The organism is Mesobacillus boroniphilus, assembly GCF_018424685.1.
Lineage (GTDB): Bacteria > Bacillota > Bacilli > Bacillales > Cytobacillaceae > Mesobacillus > Mesobacillus boroniphilus_A.
In genome coordinates this window covers 1,004,986-1,022,629 of sequence record NZ_QTKX01000001.1, presented here as the reverse complement: position 1 = coordinate 1,022,629, position 17,644 = coordinate 1,004,986, and the positions used below count along the sequence as shown (strand labels likewise).

Below are 17,644 nucleotides of genomic sequence, written 5' to 3'. Positions count from 1 at the left end.
AAATTTATCTAGTTTTAAGGCAACAATGTCAATACCGCAAAAAAGTGCATAATCGATGCAGCGATGACAAATAAGTGCCATATGGCATGGTGATAGTGAAAGCCACGCCATACATAAAAAATGGCTCCTACTGTATACAAGACTCCTCCGATCACAAGGAATAGCAGTCCTTGTGAGGATACATTCTGTGTCAGTGGTCCCCAGGCAAATACGATGAGCCAGCCCATTACGACATATAACATTGTAGATGTGTTCAAGAAACGTTTGACGAACAAGGATTTGAATACCGTTCCTGCGATGGAAAGTCCCCACACGATTCCGAACAGTGTCCATCCTAGTGCACCTTTTACGGCGATGAATAGGAATGGTGTATAGGTGCCGGCTATGAAGAAGTAGATGGATGAGTGATCCATAATTTCAAAAACATCCTTTGCTTTTCCGGGTGGAAAGCTGTGGACTAGGGTTGATGATGTATATAACAGGACCATGGTAGCCCCGAATAAGGTGAAACTCACGACATGCCACGCTGTTCCGTACAGTGAAGCAAATACAATCAGGATGACGAGGGCAGCGATGCTTAATAATCCCCCGATTCCATGGATAATTGCGTTTGCGATTTCCTCTCTCTTCGTAAATATATGTACATTGGCCATACTGTTGACTCCTTTGCTCTATATGACAAACGTTCTGACCGATCATTTTCTTCTATTATATTAGGATTTGAGTATAACATTTATGTCTATAAAAGGTGTAAGGATTTGGTGCCACCTCCATTTGGACAGCTCATCCAAAAAAAATAAAGCAGATTATATTATAGCCTGCTTCCATTCATTAATAACCTATTTTGCTCTACCTTTTCCTCCCTCTCCAAACACCCAATTGAAAAATAATCGTTGAATATGTAATGAGAATCGAAAGGGATATAATGACCTTCTGATGGGTAGTCCAGATATCTAGAAGCGTTTGTTGAAGGTTGCCTATAAGATGAAGATAATAGATGTACACTACTATTAAGGAAAGGGATAGTAAGAATCCAAAGCGGAGCAAACGCAAGAAAGTGACTTCTCTGGAAAAGGATTTAGAATATTTTTTCCCATTGTTGGTAAGCCTTGTTTCAGCCATAAACCACACTCCTTTTCTTCCGTTTTACTATGTTACATGCTTATATTATTCTTTCCCTTTTGGTCAATATCCTTTGATTTTTCTAATAAAATTCAGCCCTAAAGCTGTTATTCCTAGACAGTTATCTAGTTTGAACCGGTCTCTCTTTCGTACTATAATGAAGAAAACCATATAAGGGACGATGTATCTTGGGCAAACATAAAATCTATACAATGAGTTTCGCAAGTGTCTATCCACATTATGTGACGAAGGCCGAGAAAAAAGGACGTACGAAAACAGAAGTCGATGAAATTATCCGCTGGTTGACAGGTTATAGCCAGGAAGAGTTAGAAGCACATCTGGAAAAAAAGACAGACTTTGAGACTTTCTTTGCGGAAGCTCCCCAACTGAATCCTTCGAGGGCTTTGATCAAAGGTGTAATCTGCGGTATCCGAGTGGAAGACATTGAAGAACCAACTATGAAGGAAATTCGCTACTTGGACAAGCTGATTGATGAGTTGGCGAGGGGAAAGGCGATGGAAAAGATTTTGCGGAAATAATCCAATGAAAATCCAGACACACTGACTCTATGATAAGGGTCGGTGTTTTTGGTTATTTCACCGAACTAGATAAATATTTTTGTGATCTATGTATATAATTAATGCTCATCCGACGCAAGAAGAAGCAGAGGCTGTGATCCCTGCTTCTGGCTAGATTCTCATATCCCCAATCCTTTTAAAACAAGCAAGACATTTTCGTCTTAAGCCTGTAAACCACTTACTTTTCAACCCTTCATCAAAGCACCAGAAGATGCCAGCAGAAACAGCAGCACTGAAAAAGAAGAAGCCATTATTCCTTACATTCGTGAGCCAGTTACCCTGTTCCGTATCAAATATGAAAGTTGGTACTGCAACAAATAACGCTCCGAGGAACACATGTAGGAATCCTGCAGCTGCCATTCTTGTTACCCCCCTTGTCCTACGCGTGAGAACATCAGATAAAATCGAAGATGGAATTCCATAGATTAGGATAATCGGCAGGATATACATTCCTAAAAATAACCCTAACCCCGATTGATCCAGAATCGAGAACAACATCACCATCATCATTGTTGCGCCTAATGCGGAGACTAGTTTTCTTATGAACATACCTATTCCCCCTTCCTGCAAAAAAACGGACCAATCCATCCTTGCTCATGGGTGACGACAAATGTCCATTTATAGTCACAATCGACAACATATAGATCCGCATACTCACCATCAGTCATCAATAGGTCTCGAGCTTTCAATTCCGTTGCATCCTCTACGAGCCATACCTCATCAGAATGCTGGAAGAAAATTATGCAAGTATCTTTGTACTGTTTGTCGAATGCCACCTCCGCTTGTTCTTCCTTCTCACATTTTCTTTTTTCATAACTGAATACATGCCAAAGAAAGCCGCTTGCTCCGCCTTTATCATGAAGAAATATCTGCCTTTTTTCCTTAACACTTAAATGTGACGCAAAGGCAGCCTCCCACTGTTGTCTTAAATCATGACCGAAGTCTTCAGTCTTGCTGACTTGTATTTTTTTGCTTTCTAATTTATCGAAGAAATCCATGCACTGCCTCCTGTTTTACATGCCTTACTAACCATTCTCTGTTTGCTTGTTAAATTCCTCTTGCGATTTGTAACTGAAAGTTGAGGTTGTGTTTATTTTCATAGTATATGATGTTCATTGTTCAGGGCTCATTCTAAATTTTGTACTAAGTTGCATGATGTCCTCGGAAAGAGTGCTGAAGATAACGATTAGATTTTAGTAACGAACATAGGAGGCAATATTAATGAAGAAAATGCTTTTTTTCATCACAGACTGGGTTTCAACGAAACGCGGTATGTGGATCACGATTATCGCCTGGCTGGTGCTGATGCTTGGTTTGAGCGCAGGTCCGCAGCTCGGCGATTACAAAATAAACAATTTTCAATCGCTGCCTGATGAGGCAAAGTCCATCATCGCGCAAAATAAAACGGAGAAATTTTTCCCGAATGAACAGGGTACTCCCGGTATTCTCGTTTTCCATAACGAGAATGGCGACATTAATCTAGACGAAGTGAATCAAATCCTTGATGGAATCATTTTAGAGAATATTGAAGGAATAAGAAATATCGTAGATACTCGTTCCCTTCCGCCACAAGCGCTGAGTGGCTTTATATCCGAGGATCAATCAACGATGATTGTCCCAATGGAACTTGAACATGGACTCGGGAATGATGAGTATGCTGAAATCAATGACCGGGCAACGGAAATTGGCACAGGCATTGCTGACAAGCTTGAGAGTACATCCTTTTATATCACGGGTCCTGCGGGGATTTCCGGTGATACCATCAAGCTTTTTGAGCGGGCGGATTTCGTTCTATTATTGGCAACGGTCGGAATTATCCTTGTCCTGCTGATTGTCATCTATCGTTCGCCGCTGCTTGCCATCATTCCTCTTGTTGCAACGGGTATCGTCTACCAGGTTGTGAACCAGAGTGTTGCATTTTTGGGAGCTGGCGGACTGGAGATCAACAATCAGACTACTTCGATCATGGGCATTCTTTTGTTTGCGGCCGTCATTGACTATTCACTGTTTGTCTTCTCCCGTTTCCGCGAGGAGCTGAACCATTACGAAAATAAATTCGATGCAATGAAGCATGCGATGCGTGCGACAGGTGAGCCTGTCTTTTTTGCCGGAGGAACCGTGCTGGCTGCGATGCTTGTGCTTCTATTCGCTGATTTCCGCGATTATCAGAACTTTGCTCCGATTTTCGGAACGGCAATGTTCTTCATTATGCTTGCATCCGTGACCCTGGTGCCTGCATTATTCACCTTATTCGGACGCAAGGCGTTCTGGCCGAAGGTGCCTAAGTATGGTGTTGAAACCGAAGTTAAGCATGGCGTCTGGGGACCAATTGCAAAATTCGTTGTCAACAAGCCTGCCCTTTCCGGTGGAGTGGTCGCTGTCATGCTGGTGCTATCCGCGTTGAACATCTTCAATCTTCAGTATGAATTCGACATGGTGAAAAGCTTCCCGGAAGATTTGCCTTCACGAGTGGGCTATGAAATAGTGGAACAGAGATATGATAAGGGTGAACTTGCCCCTACCACACTGTTAATTGAAAGCGACAATCAGTTAACGGAAGAAAATATAATGGAAATTACGGAAAGGCTGAACGAAGAAAAAGAAATCGCTTCGATCCGTCCGGCGGGATTAACCGAAGATGGCCAGGCGGCAAAATTCAGCATTGCTCTTGCAATGAATCCCTACTCTGTTGAAGCGATGGATTATATGGAAAAGTTGCGGGATGAGACTCCTGAAACGCTTGATGATCTGGGGATGAAGGCTGATTCTTATTTCAGCGGCATTACTCCGAAGCTGGTGGATGAGCGCGAAGTCAATAATAGCGACATCATCAAAATCGTTTTGCTGGAAACAGCGCTGATTCTTGGATTGCTCGTTGTCTTGACGCGCAGCTTGAAAATGTCCATTTATATGATGGCAACAATTTTGCTTTCGTATGTATCTGCGCTTGGGCTGGGAGTATTCCTGATTGACGTGCTGTTCGGCTTTGAAGCCATCAGTACCCGTGTACCGGTATATGCTTTTATATTCCTTGTCGCCCTGGGAATCGATTATAATATTATTCTGGCTTCCCGATTTATCGAGGAAAGAAAGAACCATAAAGTGAAGGATGCCCTGGAAATTGCGATCCGCAACACGGGTGGAGTGATTTCGTCCGCAGGCGTCATTTTGGCAGCAACATTCGCTGCACTGACAACGATGCCAATCGCCGACCTGTTCATCTTCGGATTCATGGTAGCTGTCGGCATCCTGATTGACACCTTCCTCGTCCGCGGCATGCTTTTACCGGCACTAATCCTTTTCTTTGAAAAAGATAAACAAACCAGTATGCAATAAGGAAGGAGAGGCCTCCTCTCCCCTTCCTTAAAAGGAGGCATAAACAATGAGAATCTTGGTAGTTGATGATGATGTAAATATTCAAAGACTGGTGACCATCCATCTAACCCAGGAAGGATATCAGGTATTCAAAGCTGATGATGCCGAGGAGGCTTTATCCTTGCTCGAAAAACAAAATGTCGACCTGGCGATTGTCGATGTGATGATGCCTGGAATGAATGGCTTCGAGCTGACTAAAATCCTGACTGATGATTGGGAGATTCCCGTGATCCTCCTCACCGCAAAAGGCCAGCTGAGCGATAAGGAAGAAGGCTTCCTGTCAGGTTCCGAAGACTATATTGTGAAGCCTTTCGAAGTAAAGGAGCTCTTATTCAGGGTTGCTGTTGTATTGAGAAGAATGCAGCGTGCTATTGATTCTATCATCTCTGCCGGGAACATGAAGATTGACCGGAACAGCTTTGAAGTGGAGATCAATCAAGAGACGATTCTCTTCCCGCTGAAGGAATTTGAGCTTCTTACCATTCTGGCATCACGGTTGAATAAAACCACTCCCCGCGCGATCTTGATTGAACAGGCCTGGGGAGCCGACTATGAGGGTAGCGAACAAACGCTCAACACTCACATTAACAGGATCCGGGAACGCCTGAGGAAGCATCAAGCCTCAGTGGAAATCCAGACCATCCGCGGAATTGGTTACAGACTTGAGGATTTGAAATGAAGACATTGTACAGGAAATTCATCAACGCAACACTTCTCATCCTCGGAATCAGCATTATGATTGCCTTCGTTCTTGCAAACTGGGTCTATATGACTTCTACAAGAGAAAGGATCGATCAACAGAATGTAAAAATTGCCGAAGAGGTAGCCTCGAGTCTTGAGCAAATGCATTCTACCACCCATTTAAGCTTCAAAGCCTATCTTGACTCGATAAGTAAAGTAGGTTATCAAATCTATGTTTTAAGTGAAAATGGAGAGGAATTCTTTTTTGGCGAAGATTTTTCGAAAAAGAATCTACCCGATGAGGCAATGAAAGTTATTGATGGTAAAGAGGTCTATCATGGAATGGATAATTCTCATTCTCCATGGATGATGATGAGCCATTTTTCGAATGAGCTTGATAATACAGTTGGGGTTCCTTTTACAATTGACGATCAGGATTATGGCCTATACCTTCGCCCCAATAACAAAATGCTATTTTCTGATGTCCATGTCATTTTCGCCTGGTTCTTTGTGGCCATCTCAATTGTCAGTATCAGCGGCGTCATCTGGTTCGCCAAACACCTGATCCAGCCAATTACAAAGCTGACAGAAGCGACAAGGGAAATCACACGTGAAAATTTCAACTTCCCTTTGAACATCCATCGGAAGGATGAAATCGGCCAGCTTGCCGAAAGCTTCAGCATCATGCAGACTCAATTGCAGCATAATGATGAAGCCAGGAAATCCTTCATCAATAATGTATCCCATGACTTTCAATCACCATTGATGAATATTCAGGGATACGCAGAACTATTGAAAACACAGGAGCTCGACGAAGAGCATCAGGAGTATGTTGAGATCATTGACCAGGAATCCAAGAGGCTGTCCAACTTGACGAAGCAATTGCTGCTTCTTACCTCCCTGGATCAGAAATCCTACCCGATGAAGCTCTCGGTCACAAGGATTGACACACAAATCAAAGAAACGGTAAGAAGGCATCAATGGCGCCTCGAGGAAAAGGAGATTGAAATTTCGTACCATCTCCCCCCTGCCCCGATTCTCGCTGATCCTGAGCTTTTGATGACAGTCTGGGACAACCTGCTGACGAACGCGATTAAATATAATCAAACCGGCGGCAGCATTTATATCCAGATTAACCTTTCTGAACAATACACAATTATCACCTTCAAGGATACCGGAATCGGAATGAACGAGAAGCAAGCCTCAAAGGTTTTCGAACGTTTCTACCGGGTCGATGCTGCACGCAAGAAGGATGGAACCGGCCTGGGCCTGTCGATTGTCAAACATATTATTGAACTGCACAACGGAAACATTGAAGTGGAGAGCGAGATTCAATCAGGGACGACTTTTACTTTAAAGCTCCCTATAGAAAAACAACTGGAGGAATAAAGAAATGGAACAAACTTGGAGTATTAGGCTAATCAGATTTTCAGCTATTTTTGGACTTATAGGCACTTTTATGGGCTCGCAAATGGCCGGCCAAATGGATTATGCTCTGCGCCCAATCCACGCCCATATCCTTTTAGTCGGCTGGTTATCCGTATTTGCCTGGGGAATCTTTTACAAAAACTATGAAATCAGATATAAGAAACTAGTAGCCATTCACAGCATCACCGGCATGGCAGGCGCACTGGGACTCACCATCGGGATGTGGTTATATAACCTTAACCCATTTAACATGGACGAAACCTTGGTGACGGTACTGTTTATCGTTGGCGGATCATTGCTGTTGTTTGCCTTTATCCTATTCCTTGTCGTTACCTTCTTTATAGAAAGAAGTAGTTAACCTTAGCGAATAACCGCGGCTGTATTACAAAGATTATAATATTTACTTTTCGGTTTAAAAATGTTTATAATACAAATGTAAAGTCCATATATTTACAGCAAGCTGCTTGAAGTACAGCGGCCATTTGAATGAATAAGAAATGATCTACTCAAACATTGGGCGATGCAGGGTAGGTCATTTCTTTTTGTTTGCAGAAATACCTATCGCGACTACTGCAATGTTTAAGGTTGCAAAACTGATCATCATATTCATTGCTTCAGAAGTAACCATCAGCGATGCAAAGGTCCGTCCCGTCCGAAGCAAGGGAAGGACCCTTTGCTCTTTCTTTAGTATTAAGCAGTCATGTACCCTTCGTGCCCTCCCTCTCCAATCTTCGAAAAATCGATTCCTGTATCGCTGGCATCAATTGCATGATCTGCCCGTATTCCTTTTAGCACTGTCTCGCTTCCGAACAAGTTCAGCAAGGCAATGAACTGCTCAGCCACGTGTTTATTTGAATGAACAAGTCCGAAAAAAATTATTCACCTCAATGCATGCCCTTCCACAATATCGTTTCAAGCATACATTAATATTATGGAATTGAAGGGGGGTTATTGAATGTCAGACGGAGCAGGTTATGGCGGCGGTTTCGCGTTGGTTGTTGTATTGTTCATCCTCCTGATCATCATTGGAGCTTCATATATTGGAGGAGGCTACGGCGGTGGTTACGGTGGCTACTAAAATCATCATTAAAATTACTAAATGACACCAGACGTTATTGTTTACCTGGTTTCGGCGATGAATATTTTTGCAATGCTGGCTGTTTATTTTAAGGAGCAGCAAGCTTAAAAATTCACTCTAAATGATGGATGGAATAGGCAGAAAAAACAAGCAGAATAGTTTAGTTAATCTGCTTGTTTTTTGTGTCATTTGAAAGGTCAAAGAGCATTAATAACACTAAAAAACGCCTGTATAATCTACAGGCGTTTTCCGCACTATTAGTTGTTATTTTCTTCACTAGAGTCTCCATCTAAGTCAAGTTCATCTTCACCAGATTCTTCTTCACTAGGCTCTTCATCTAAATCTGGTTCTTCTTCATCAGGTTTTTCTTCACTAGGCTCTTCAGTTATATCTGGTTCTTGGTTATCTTCCTGCTCTTCCATGTTTTCCATGTTATTTTCATCTTCCGGTGGCGGCTCTTCATCAGCTGAACAACCGGCCAAAATGATTCCTGCACCGAGTGGGATAGACAAAAGTAAATTTTTGAGTTTCATCTTCTATCATCTCCTATTCTATGATGTATGTTCCTTCCTTTCTTTCTTTCCCCTTTTGAAGAAATATAAACTTTCATAGGTTGCAAGCCTCTTTAACCCAAAGCATAGGGATGGATCTTATGCTTCCAAACACAATACTAGGAGGTTTTACACTAATTCCAATGATCCCCGAAATAATAGTCATCATTTCAGTTTTACCCCCAAAAAAAAGAATCAAAGGGTACGTCCCCTCGCTTCTGGGGCTGGTCTTTCATTTATCTCTCTCAAGCTTAGTTCAAATCGATTCCCAAGCTCTTCCCCCCTATAATTTTGTACTCAATCCGGTCGGTTTTGAGTGGGACAAAGATTCATCTATAATTGAACCTTTTCCCTTAACCTTCTTTAACGTCGCTACTATAAGAAAGCTGACAATCACTAGTAAGAGCCATGAACTCACCTTTCCTGGATGAACGAGGCTCCATGCATCGGTTTGGTTTGGATATTTCCAGGCTCCAAAGTAAGTTGCGATATTTTCAGCTATCCATATAAAAAATCCAATGAGCACAAATGATAGTGAGAGTGGCATTCGGTATCTAGTTTCATTAATCTCGTATGTAACCCAGGATTGCCAGAAGACGATAATTACAAGTCCTGATAACCACCAACGAATGTCAATCCAAAAATGGTGGGTAAAAAAATTCAAATATATTGCTGCAGCGAGAGGTACAACTACCGAAAATGGTGGAAACTTAACTAGTCCAACCTTCAACCTCCTCCACGCCTGGCAAAGATAACTGGCTACACTTGCATACATGAATCCGCTATACAAAGGCACTCCAAAAATTTTAAAATATCCCTCCTCCGGGTAGGACCAGGAGCCCATATGCACCTTGAAAATTTCTAGCGCAAGTCCAATAACATGGAACAATGTTATTACCTTAAGTTCATCCCTCGTTTCAAACCCCAAACGTACCATCCACCATTGCATAAAAAGGCAGATCATAAGCAGCCAGTCATACCGAGGCAGAATAGGAGCTGGTATGATTTGTGTAACAGCTAAAGAGGCAAATATAACGACAGGAAATAAACAAGATAGAGCCTGCTCCCAACCAAAATGAACGAGTTGTTTTAATGGTCCCATAATTTTGCGCCTCCAAATACTCCTGCTTTATTAATCTTGAGCATCTTCATAACTACGAAATTCTAAAATATCTCTGGGCTGACATTCTAAAGTATTAGAACTCTCATCTAAAGTTGGATAATCGAATCCTTTCCAATTATAAATATTGAAAAATCAACCCTTGTTACCCCAACCCTTTCAGAGAGCTCAGTGACACTCATTTTCCTTTTCGCTAGCTCAAAGTCACACATTGAAGATCATTGCCATGTCATTCACCTCAGACCGTTAAATCATTTTCTGCTTTTATATCAATGGCATCTTTTAAAAGTTTTTGAAGAACAGCAGCAAAGACTCCTATCACCATTGAAGCAAAAGTGAACATGAATCCCAAGCTGATAAAACCCGTTATGTCTTCGCCTTCACCTGCGAACAATATAATACCAGATATTATTTCTGCAACAGCCAGGGTACTGATGGTGATGGCACAGTATTTTATATACTTCAAAGCTAAAACAGATAATTCCGAGAAAGCGTTGTTCTGGTCAATATAGTTTAAAAGTTTTAAAGCCTGGAACAAGGCAACGAAAAACGGTATTACAGTGATATATGCACCTATTAAAAAGGGGTATTGTAAGTAGGCCGTCTCTGGATGCATTGCTGCATCTCTTGCAGCTATCTCAGGCAACCATAATATACACAAAACCATACTCAGTATCCCAATAAGGATAACGGCTATCTTTAAAGAGAGCGTAGACACACGTTTCATTAACAGCACCTCAGTCATTTTTTGTTAATTTGAATTTATCACATGATTTATCGATTATCAATAAATTTTTATTAAATATTAATGTTTATTTATTTATAGGCAATAATAAAATTATTACTAATTACAGGAATGATTTTTATAATAAGATAACTACTCAGAGTAAAGAAAATGGCCAGCCCCGTGTATTGGGACTGGCTCATTTTTTAATGAATTGGCTTCTATGATAAAACTAAAGGCGCAATTAATAGGCCAAGTTATAAAGCTGAAAACAAATGCTGTTGAAGTAAAGTTTGAAATATAGCAATCCGGAGGACGATCATGAAATGCTGAAAAAGCAAAGGGACTTAGCCGGGTACGCGCCCATTTCTTCTCTTACCCTTTCATTTGGTGCGCGATAAAGTCTTTGAATGCTTTGATGGGCTTTATTGATGAGGCGCTTCTCCACTTCACGTATTCTAATGCAAGGATACAGAGGATGAGCCAGATGCTTCCTGCCAGATAACCGGCGATAACGTCACTCGGATAATGTGCTCCAAGATAGATCCTGCTGATTCCAATGAAAAAGATCAACACACCACATATAAACAGAGCGGCCCATTTCAATTTCTTTCTGATGCTAGAACGAAATAAGAAATAACTCAGGAACCCGTAAAAAATCAGGGAACCCATCGAGTGGCCGCTTGGAAAGCTGTAGCCGATCGCATCGATTGTTTCATCAATTGAAGGCCGTTCCCTTCCATAGTAGTATTTCAAAAGCTTTGTCAGGAGACCTCCTCCCCCGATACCAATGATGAAAAAGAGGATGCTCCATTTATCTTTCTTTTTAAACCAAAGTATGGAAATGATGATGAGTGAAAAAATGGTCAGGAACCATAGGGAACCCAATTCGGTGAAAAAGAACAGGATTACATCCAATGTGTCTGTATTAATTTGATAGAAGAATTGAATGATGCTGCCATCAAAACTCTTAACCTCGGATTCCAGCATTTCTTCAGCCAGCTCTGTGAATAAGTATAGAAAGGCAATTGATGTTCCTAAGCCCATTGCAACCAAAAGGATTGGAAGGATTACGTTTTTTGCCTTTATGTTGTTTTCTATCATGTAACCTTTGTTCCTCCCTTCTCCAATCTTCATTATAGAATTTCCCCTTTTGAAAATGCCGCAAACAAAAAAACGGCAGTGATCAACTGCCGTTCTCTCTTCCAATGCTATTTCCCGTAGGCCAAAATTGCCTGTTGCACGGTTCCAAATGTGTTCAATTTTGAAAAATCGATTCCTGTATTGATGACATCAATCGCAAGATCTGCTCTTATTCCTGTCAGCAACGTCTCAATTCCGATGAGGTTCAATACTTTATGGATATTGAAGATCCGCGCCGCAATCTCCCCATCGATTGTCGCAATTCCAGAAAAATCGATGATCAGTGTCCTAATTCTCAGCTCACTGATTTTCGGAATGACATGGGTCATGATATGGTCGCTGCGTTCGAAATCGAATTCGCCGACCAGCGGAAGAATGGCCATGTCTTTTTCAATTGGTACGATTGGCGAGGATAACTCGGTGATGATTTTTTCGTTCTTTTTGTTCAGCTCATTCGATTGTTTTTCGCGCTCGATAACCGTTTGGGTGATGCTCAAATCCAGCAAGTAGCTAATCCGGTTATTGAAAAATACTACTTCTTCCGTGGAAAGGCCCTCGCCAATCGATACCTTCGTCAGCATTTCGATAAGCTGCAGGCGAGTTTCCGCATATGGCTTCATGATGCTCTCAAGTTCTTCAGTTGCGTATTTAAATTGCTTTTGTTTCAGCTGCTTTTGTTCATGCCACTTAATAAACTTCTCCGTCACCGTCTCTTTTGAAAGATTAAGTGTCTCACCAACGAATTTTAGGAATTCCGTGTTTGTCTTGATGGAATCTGAAATGATTTCAGCAGGCAATTCTATATCGAGTTTTTTCAAATTATAATCAATAATTTCTCTGCTGATTGTTTCTGAATGCTCGATCAGGTATTTAGAAAATCTATCAATTGGATTCAACTTTTCAACTCCTATAAATGGTCCCCTTTTTTCTTTTTAGTATTATACCATGTTTCACTGTTAAAAGGAGAAATAGGGACATTCATTATACTTCTAAACAAAATTTCAGTAGGAGTATCATCACCCCAATGCTTCCTTGAAAGAGAACGGTCTCTTCTTCAGCATTCTCCCGGCAAAAAAAAAAAGCAAAGGATAAGTCCCTTTGCTCCTATTTTCCACTAGTTATTTTCTATTGCATTTACCATTTATACCCACTTACTTTACCGATCGGTAAAGTCAGGAAAGTGCAGATTTAAAAGGTTAAGGATTTGGAAAGGTAAAAAGCCTCATCCCCCGTGTTTTTAGTGAGAAGTTTGGCTACTGATCTTCCACAAACGTGCCCCATTATGGAATATTGACTTCGCAGTAATCTTATTAAATGGAGTAACCTACTCCCTTGAGGATGGGATTTGTCAACCACCTTCTACACAAGTAGCCGTTGAACTTTCGACAGCAGCATTTAATTTATTAAGAAGTTTAGGAAGAATCTCAGATTCAACAATGCTTTCTAATGACTTATTAGTTAAGGGTACATTAAATTCTGCCAAAATAGGTGCTGTAATCTCCCACACTTCAACAATTGCTTTAGGAGACATATTAGATTGTATGACCATTTTTAACCTCCAGTTATGTTATATTTTTTCTGTCATTCATTAGTACATTTTATGTCATTCAGTGGTAAAAACTTTGTCAAGAATGGTACATTTCATTGGCTGTTATTACATAATGAGAGAAGTAGTGAGAAACAAGATCAGAAAGTTGTTCGAAATACTTCTACTCTACTACCATGTTACGTTTCTAAAAATGGCATCGAATCAAAGAAAATCGTTATACTTTGCAGATGTTGCAGAAAACTAACAAGAAATAGGCTGGACCTGGAATTCCCGGTTTAGCCTTATAATTATTTCTTTTTAACCAATTCATACCCATTCTGCTGGATGGCGAATTCCACGCCTTGCTGCAGGCTTGAGAACGATTGGATTCCTTTAAGGTTCACATTTGAATTAAGGATTTGAATGCTCAGTTCAGCTGACACGCCGACAATAAAGCATTGTCCTCCAATCAGACGGATGGATTGGATCAATTTTTGAATGCCATGGATGGTGTATGAATCGACATGCTTGATTCCTGTTAAATCGATTAATAGGTATTTAGCCTTGCGCCTGGTGAGTTCAACCAAGGCTTTTTCCATCAAGTTGCTAATCCGTTCATCGTTGTATGCTCCAATCAAGGGGATAACGAGTATGCCATTAAGAACTGGGATAACTGGTGAGGATAGCTCCTGAACCAAAGAATTGAGCTCTTCCGTCCGTTCCTTCACCTTCTTTTCCAATTCCAGGATACTTTCTTGTTCTTTCTTTCTAGCTAGTTCATGAATATTGTGAGAGATTGTCATAGTCGATGGGAAAATTTCAATTTCATCGTAATCATGTCCTTCAAGCTGGCTCTTCACCATCTTATACCACATATCCTGTTTGAATAGACCACTAAAAATCCCTGCCCAATGGCTCGGCAGCAGCACCCCTGCTTCATTCTTATCAGCAAGCTTGAAAATACGGTGTTCCCAGCTGTTTCGGATTCTCACGACAGCCCTTTTCTCTTCAAAAGAGTACTCATGAATCTCAAAAACTCCCCAGCCGGCCTTCTTGTAGATATCACTATATTCACTCAAAAGCTGAACCACATCGCTTCTGCCTTCATAATAAGAGCTTACAAGATGTCCCATCCGAAATCCGGTCACTTCATAGACTGTCTTTGAGACATCGCTTCCGGAAATTTCTTCAATCGTTTTTAAAAACAGCTCGATCGCTGAATCCCAAAAAAGCAGTGCAGGAGCTCCATCAAAAGTCAGTTCTCCTTCCTGGCTATTCCAAACAAACTCATTTTTATCAACTTTAACCTGATAGTTAGAATTGGCCATTCCCATTCTCCCCTAAGTATATGACTTAGTTCAATCTTATCTGAAACGAATGCAATATTCCAATTTACTGGTTCTGTCCTAGCTGTGAGAATAGTACCAGTCCTCCATAAAAAGCCCAATAAACCAAAATTTCTTATGCTGCCTGCAATGGAAACCAACGATTAGGTAAACAATTTGGCGATTATGATAAATAGTATCGATAGAGAAAAGTAACCAAATATAAGTGGCCAAAATATCTTAAAGGTACCGGTAATTTATTCAGTTCTGCATCAGTCAGGTACCCTTCAATCTTACTCATATGTTCTATTGTGTCATTGATAGGCTTTTTGTCCGAGATGTTATCCCTACCTGATACACTAATTTTCCCTTTTTGTATTCGGCGGATTGCTAATAAGTCCTTCTTTCCTTGTTTTGGGCACATGATCTTGCGCCAGATATTTGGTCTCACTACCTTTTTAAGGCACAGCATTACCCTAAGTTTTGTTTCTGTCAGATTTCACTCCTTACTCTTCTTTCTGCTATCCATACTTGTTTTATAGTTACCGAACCTATACAAATCAAAATCACCTTTCATAAACTGTATTAAATACATGAAAGAGCGGTGATTGACATGCTGAAATTCTTTAAAGCAAGATTAAAAGGTAAAAATGAAGTCCCTCCTGTAAAAACTAATGCTTTTGGGTTTGCAAAATTTGTAGCTAATAGAAATAGAACTAAGATAAAGTTTGCACTAGAAGTTGAAGACATTAAAAACTTTGTTCAAGCACATATCCACTTTGGTAAACGTGGTGTTAATGGACCGGTAATAGTATTTCTTTTTTGGTGCTGACTTAGAAACCCTTGAGGAACAAAATGGTATTACGACAAGAAGAGGTGCTGTTACAGGAATTATTACGGATGACGATATAGTAAAAAATGACGTAGGTATAGAAACTGTAGAAGATTTAATAAAATTCATGGAAAAAGAATTAACTTATGTTAATGCACATACTGAACAAAATCCAGCAGGTGAGATTAGAGGTCAAATTGTACCAATTTAACTTTCCACACTGTTAGTAGAAGTAAATGATGACTCAAAAGGATTCAAATAAAGAATTTTTTTAGTCATCATTTTTTATTTATTACAAATCGAGAAACCCATAGCACAAACTTATATATAATGAGATTTATTATTGTACCTCATCAAATTACCTTCCTTTACTATCTCCCTCATTAAGAAAAAAGAGTGTTACCCACACAGGCCGCACCTTAATTGCTATCAAAGCGTTTATAATTTGCATAACTTCTTCCCATTGTCGAAGGTGAAAACTTTATTCTATATTTATCGCTAAGCTCTAACCTAACTTTTTCAGTTAAATAAGCACCTTGTCTATTATGTTCTTCTTCTATTACAACACCATTTTCAGTTATTTGATCTAAATCCCATTTAATCCATTCACCGTATTTTTTGCCCAATCGCTCAATTCTCTTTTTAAATTTTTTGAGATCGGTATATCATCTAAATCAAAATTACAGCCGCAATGACTACACCATATAGGGTCTGCTCCGACATCACCTTCGACCTTTAACTTGTAGGAATCTTCCTGTTCACAAAAATACTTCATTTTTAGCTCCCTTGATATTAAATTTCTATGGTTAATAGTATCCGTTAGAGTCGGTTATTTGGATTCCTTCTTCCATAAACCTGCTTTTTATTTCAACAAAAGGAGCAATCTTCTTCTTGAAGTATCACACGTGTCTGTCGAATTATCATCAGCTAAGTCAATTGCATTTTAATTTTGCTTATAAATCTAAAATAAACTAATGTTGTGAGTACAAATCCAACTACTAACCCAGTTGAAACGCTCTTCGGATTTAACACCATTATCTCCGCTGTTTTATTCTCTAATTTTTTATGACCTATTAATTTCATATAGTTTTTAAGGTCCTGGGCTAAAAGAGTTAGAACCCTCACAGGAATTAAAGAATAACCGCTCCATCTTATTAAAAAAGCTAGAGTGTTTCTCTAACCACTTCCCTACCTCAATGGCAATTGCGTCAATCTGGGCTTCTGCCTGTTCTCTATTAGCTTCATAGAAATTTAAGGGTTTAAACTAATTGTATTTCCAATTAAAATTTGTTCTACAAAAGGAAGTTTTCCATTCTTTATTAACTCAACTGTTTCTTCTGTCAATTCCGCTCCTGAGTTTTTAACACTTATAACGGCTACTCCAGTAGTCGAGGTATTTGCGGGCAACCTTACTATTCCATAATCGGTAATAAGCGACCTTTGAATGTAGTATGGGAAAACCAGTGAAAAATAATAATCTTCATCACTATGATTGCTGATTTCGTATTCAAATTCTAATTGTAGTCGATCATCCAGTTCGGTTACATTACTTTCAGATTTAGTGATTTCATATGGTTTTTCATCGCTGCAACCTGCAAGTAGAATAATCATTAGTAAAAAGGAAATGGACCAAATTAATCTATTTGTTGGTAAGAACTTATAATCCATACTACCACCCGTTTTTTCTTAATTTTACCATTCCGCTTACTCTATACCTTCTTGTAAATGTGAACTTTTCTCAAACTAACCTGTTCCGCTTGCTCAATAAGGAATTAAAAAAGGCGCCTAATCCTACCTGGATTAACGCATCATTTATCAGTTGAACAGACAGTTATTCACCGTACTTTATACTATTCCTTTATTAAAAAATCTTAGCTTTTGCAGCCTCCAACATTTGTTTCTGATGAATCTACTAGCAAGATCGAATCAACTAAATCTGATACTTCTAAACTAATTAGACCAGTACCACTTCCATAGTCTATTAAGGAATTTGATTCACTATTTTGAAATTCTGATCTTACTTCCTTAAAGAACACTTTAGCCAATTCCATTCTTTCATCTGTATCATATCTTTTGGCCATCTGTTCAAAAACGTTACTTTTCCATGTTCCACTCACCTATTTATGAAGAATTAAGGGTACATAGTCAAAAGCTTAAAC

21 protein-coding genes and 2 pseudogenes are annotated in these 17,644 nt (G+C 39.9%); 8 read left to right on the top strand and 15 right to left on the bottom strand.

What is annotated here, in order from left to right; genetic code table 11:
- Positions 1-14: 14 nt before the first annotated feature.
- Positions 15-653: a PAQR family membrane homeostasis protein TrhA gene (gene trhA / locus DYI25_RS05180; protein WP_213367369.1), complete on the bottom strand. Its 639-nt coding sequence runs from the start codon at positions 651-653 to the stop codon at positions 15-17.
- 657 nt (positions 654-1,310) lie between these two features.
- Between trhA and DYI25_RS05175 the strand changes: the two genes are divergently transcribed.
- A complete protein-coding gene (locus tag DYI25_RS05175; protein ID WP_213367368.1) occupies positions 1,311-1,661 on the top strand; it encodes a DUF2200 domain-containing protein in 351 nt (116 codons plus the stop codon).
- A gap of 150 nt (positions 1,662-1,811) precedes the next feature.
- Here DYI25_RS05175 and DYI25_RS05170 read toward each other — a convergent pair whose 3' ends face one another.
- Together DYI25_RS05170 and DYI25_RS05165 are read right to left on the bottom strand one after the other, a co-directional pair.
- A complete protein-coding gene (locus DYI25_RS05170) occupies positions 1,812-2,249 on the bottom strand; it encodes a hypothetical protein (RefSeq protein WP_213367367.1) in 438 nt (145 codons plus the stop codon).
- A 2-nt stretch (positions 2,250-2,251) separates the two neighbouring features.
- Entirely contained in the window at positions 2,252-2,698 is a 447-nt protein-coding gene (locus DYI25_RS05165) for a DUF4275 family protein (protein ID WP_213367366.1), read from the bottom strand.
- A gap of 223 nt (positions 2,699-2,921) precedes the next feature.
- Here DYI25_RS05165 and DYI25_RS05160 point away from each other — a divergent pair, with 223 nt between their 5' ends.
- The 4 genes from DYI25_RS05160 to DYI25_RS05145 are packed head-to-tail and all read left to right on the top strand — an operon-like array spanning position 2,922 to position 7,542.
- Positions 2,922-5,036 carry an MMPL family transporter gene (locus tag DYI25_RS05160; protein ID WP_213367365.1) on the top strand — a complete coding sequence of 705 codons (2,115 nt, stop codon included), beginning with the start codon at positions 2,922-2,924 and terminating at the stop codon, positions 5,034-5,036.
- Positions 5,037-5,082: 46 nt separating this feature from the next.
- Entirely contained in the window at positions 5,083-5,754 is a 672-nt protein-coding gene (locus DYI25_RS05155) for a response regulator transcription factor (protein ID WP_213367364.1), read from the top strand.
- Positions 5,751-7,145: a sensor histidine kinase gene (locus DYI25_RS05150; RefSeq protein WP_213367363.1), complete on the top strand. Its 1,395-nt coding sequence runs from the start codon at positions 5,751-5,753 to the stop codon at positions 7,143-7,145. Before DYI25_RS05155 ends, DYI25_RS05150 begins: the two co-directional genes overlap by 4 nt.
- A 4-nt stretch (positions 7,146-7,149) precedes the next feature.
- Positions 7,150-7,542, top strand: coding sequence for a hypothetical protein (locus DYI25_RS05145; RefSeq protein ID WP_213367362.1), 393 nt, complete (start codon positions 7,150-7,152; stop codon positions 7,540-7,542).
- 332 nt (positions 7,543-7,874) lie between these two features.
- On the opposite strand, the gene DYI25_RS22560 is transcribed toward DYI25_RS05145, so the two are convergent.
- Positions 7,875-8,006, bottom strand: a complete 132-nt coding sequence (locus DYI25_RS22560) for a hypothetical protein (protein WP_274609489.1) — start codon at positions 8,004-8,006, stop codon at positions 7,875-7,877.
- A gap of 133 nt (positions 8,007-8,139) precedes the next feature.
- Between DYI25_RS22560 and DYI25_RS05140 the strand changes: the two genes are divergently transcribed.
- A complete protein-coding gene (locus DYI25_RS05140) occupies positions 8,140-8,262 on the top strand; it encodes a YjcZ family sporulation protein (protein WP_213367361.1) in 123 nt (40 codons plus the stop codon).
- Between the two features lie 257 nt (positions 8,263-8,519).
- Here DYI25_RS05140 and DYI25_RS05135 read toward each other — a convergent pair whose 3' ends face one another.
- The 8 genes and pseudogenes from DYI25_RS05135 to DYI25_RS05105 form a co-directional block, all read right to left on the bottom strand.
- The gene (locus tag DYI25_RS05135; protein WP_213367360.1) at positions 8,520-8,795 is read right to left on the bottom strand and encodes a hypothetical protein; all 276 of its coding nucleotides are present in this window, start codon (positions 8,793-8,795) and stop codon (positions 8,520-8,522) included.
- A gap of 301 nt (positions 8,796-9,096) precedes the next feature.
- Complete coding sequence (locus DYI25_RS05130; protein WP_213367359.1) at positions 9,097-9,915, bottom strand: DUF817 domain-containing protein; 819 nt, start codon at positions 9,913-9,915, stop codon at positions 9,097-9,099.
- A gap of 30 nt (positions 9,916-9,945) precedes the next feature.
- Positions 9,946-10,161: pseudogene (locus DYI25_RS22395) on the bottom strand (helix-turn-helix domain-containing protein).
- A 10-nt stretch (positions 10,162-10,171) separates the two neighbouring features.
- Entirely contained in the window at positions 10,172-10,660 is a 489-nt protein-coding gene (locus DYI25_RS05125) for a DUF2975 domain-containing protein (protein WP_213367358.1), read from the bottom strand.
- A 372-nt stretch (positions 10,661-11,032) separates the two neighbouring features.
- Positions 11,033-11,794 carry a phosphatase PAP2 family protein gene (locus tag DYI25_RS05120; protein WP_249745249.1) on the bottom strand — a complete coding sequence of 254 codons (762 nt, stop codon included), beginning with the start codon at positions 11,792-11,794 and terminating at the stop codon, positions 11,033-11,035.
- 74 nt (positions 11,795-11,868) lie between these two features.
- Positions 11,869-12,696, bottom strand: a complete 828-nt coding sequence (locus tag DYI25_RS05115) for an STAS domain-containing protein (protein ID WP_213367357.1) — start codon at positions 12,694-12,696, stop codon at positions 11,869-11,871.
- Positions 12,697-13,148: 452 nt separating this feature from the next.
- Positions 13,149-13,349 (bottom strand): hypothetical protein, encoded by a 201-nt coding sequence (locus DYI25_RS05110; RefSeq protein ID WP_213367356.1) that lies wholly within the window; start codon positions 13,347-13,349, stop codon positions 13,149-13,151.
- 287 nt (positions 13,350-13,636) lie between these two features.
- Positions 13,637-14,656, bottom strand: coding sequence for an STAS domain-containing protein (locus DYI25_RS05105; RefSeq protein ID WP_213367355.1), 1,020 nt, complete (start codon positions 14,654-14,656; stop codon positions 13,637-13,639).
- Between the two features lie 610 nt (positions 14,657-15,266).
- Here DYI25_RS05105 and DYI25_RS22555 point away from each other — a divergent pair.
- Together DYI25_RS22555 and DYI25_RS22715 are read left to right on the top strand one after the other, a co-directional pair.
- Entirely contained in the window at positions 15,267-15,485 is a 219-nt protein-coding gene (locus DYI25_RS22555) for a CHRD domain-containing protein (protein ID WP_274609488.1), read from the top strand.
- Between the two features lie 127 nt (positions 15,486-15,612).
- Positions 15,613-15,696 carry a CHRD domain-containing protein gene (locus tag DYI25_RS22715; RefSeq protein ID WP_342032507.1) on the top strand — a complete coding sequence of 28 codons (84 nt, stop codon included), beginning with the start codon at positions 15,613-15,615 and terminating at the stop codon, positions 15,694-15,696.
- A 208-nt stretch (positions 15,697-15,904) separates the two neighbouring features.
- Here DYI25_RS22715 and DYI25_RS22390 read toward each other — a convergent pair whose 3' ends face one another.
- The 3 genes and pseudogenes from DYI25_RS22390 to DYI25_RS22385 form a co-directional block, all read right to left on the bottom strand.
- Entirely contained in the window at positions 15,905-16,111 is a 207-nt protein-coding gene (locus DYI25_RS22390; RefSeq protein ID WP_249745248.1) for a hypothetical protein, read from the bottom strand.
- Positions 16,112-16,736: 625 nt separating this feature from the next.
- Positions 16,737-17,153, bottom strand: a complete 417-nt coding sequence (locus DYI25_RS05090) for a hypothetical protein (protein ID WP_213367354.1) — start codon at positions 17,151-17,153, stop codon at positions 16,737-16,739.
- A 199-nt stretch (positions 17,154-17,352) separates the two neighbouring features.
- Positions 17,353-17,566, bottom strand: a pseudogene (locus DYI25_RS22385) (hypothetical protein); the annotation flags it as partial.
- Positions 17,567-17,644 lie beyond the last annotated feature (78 nt).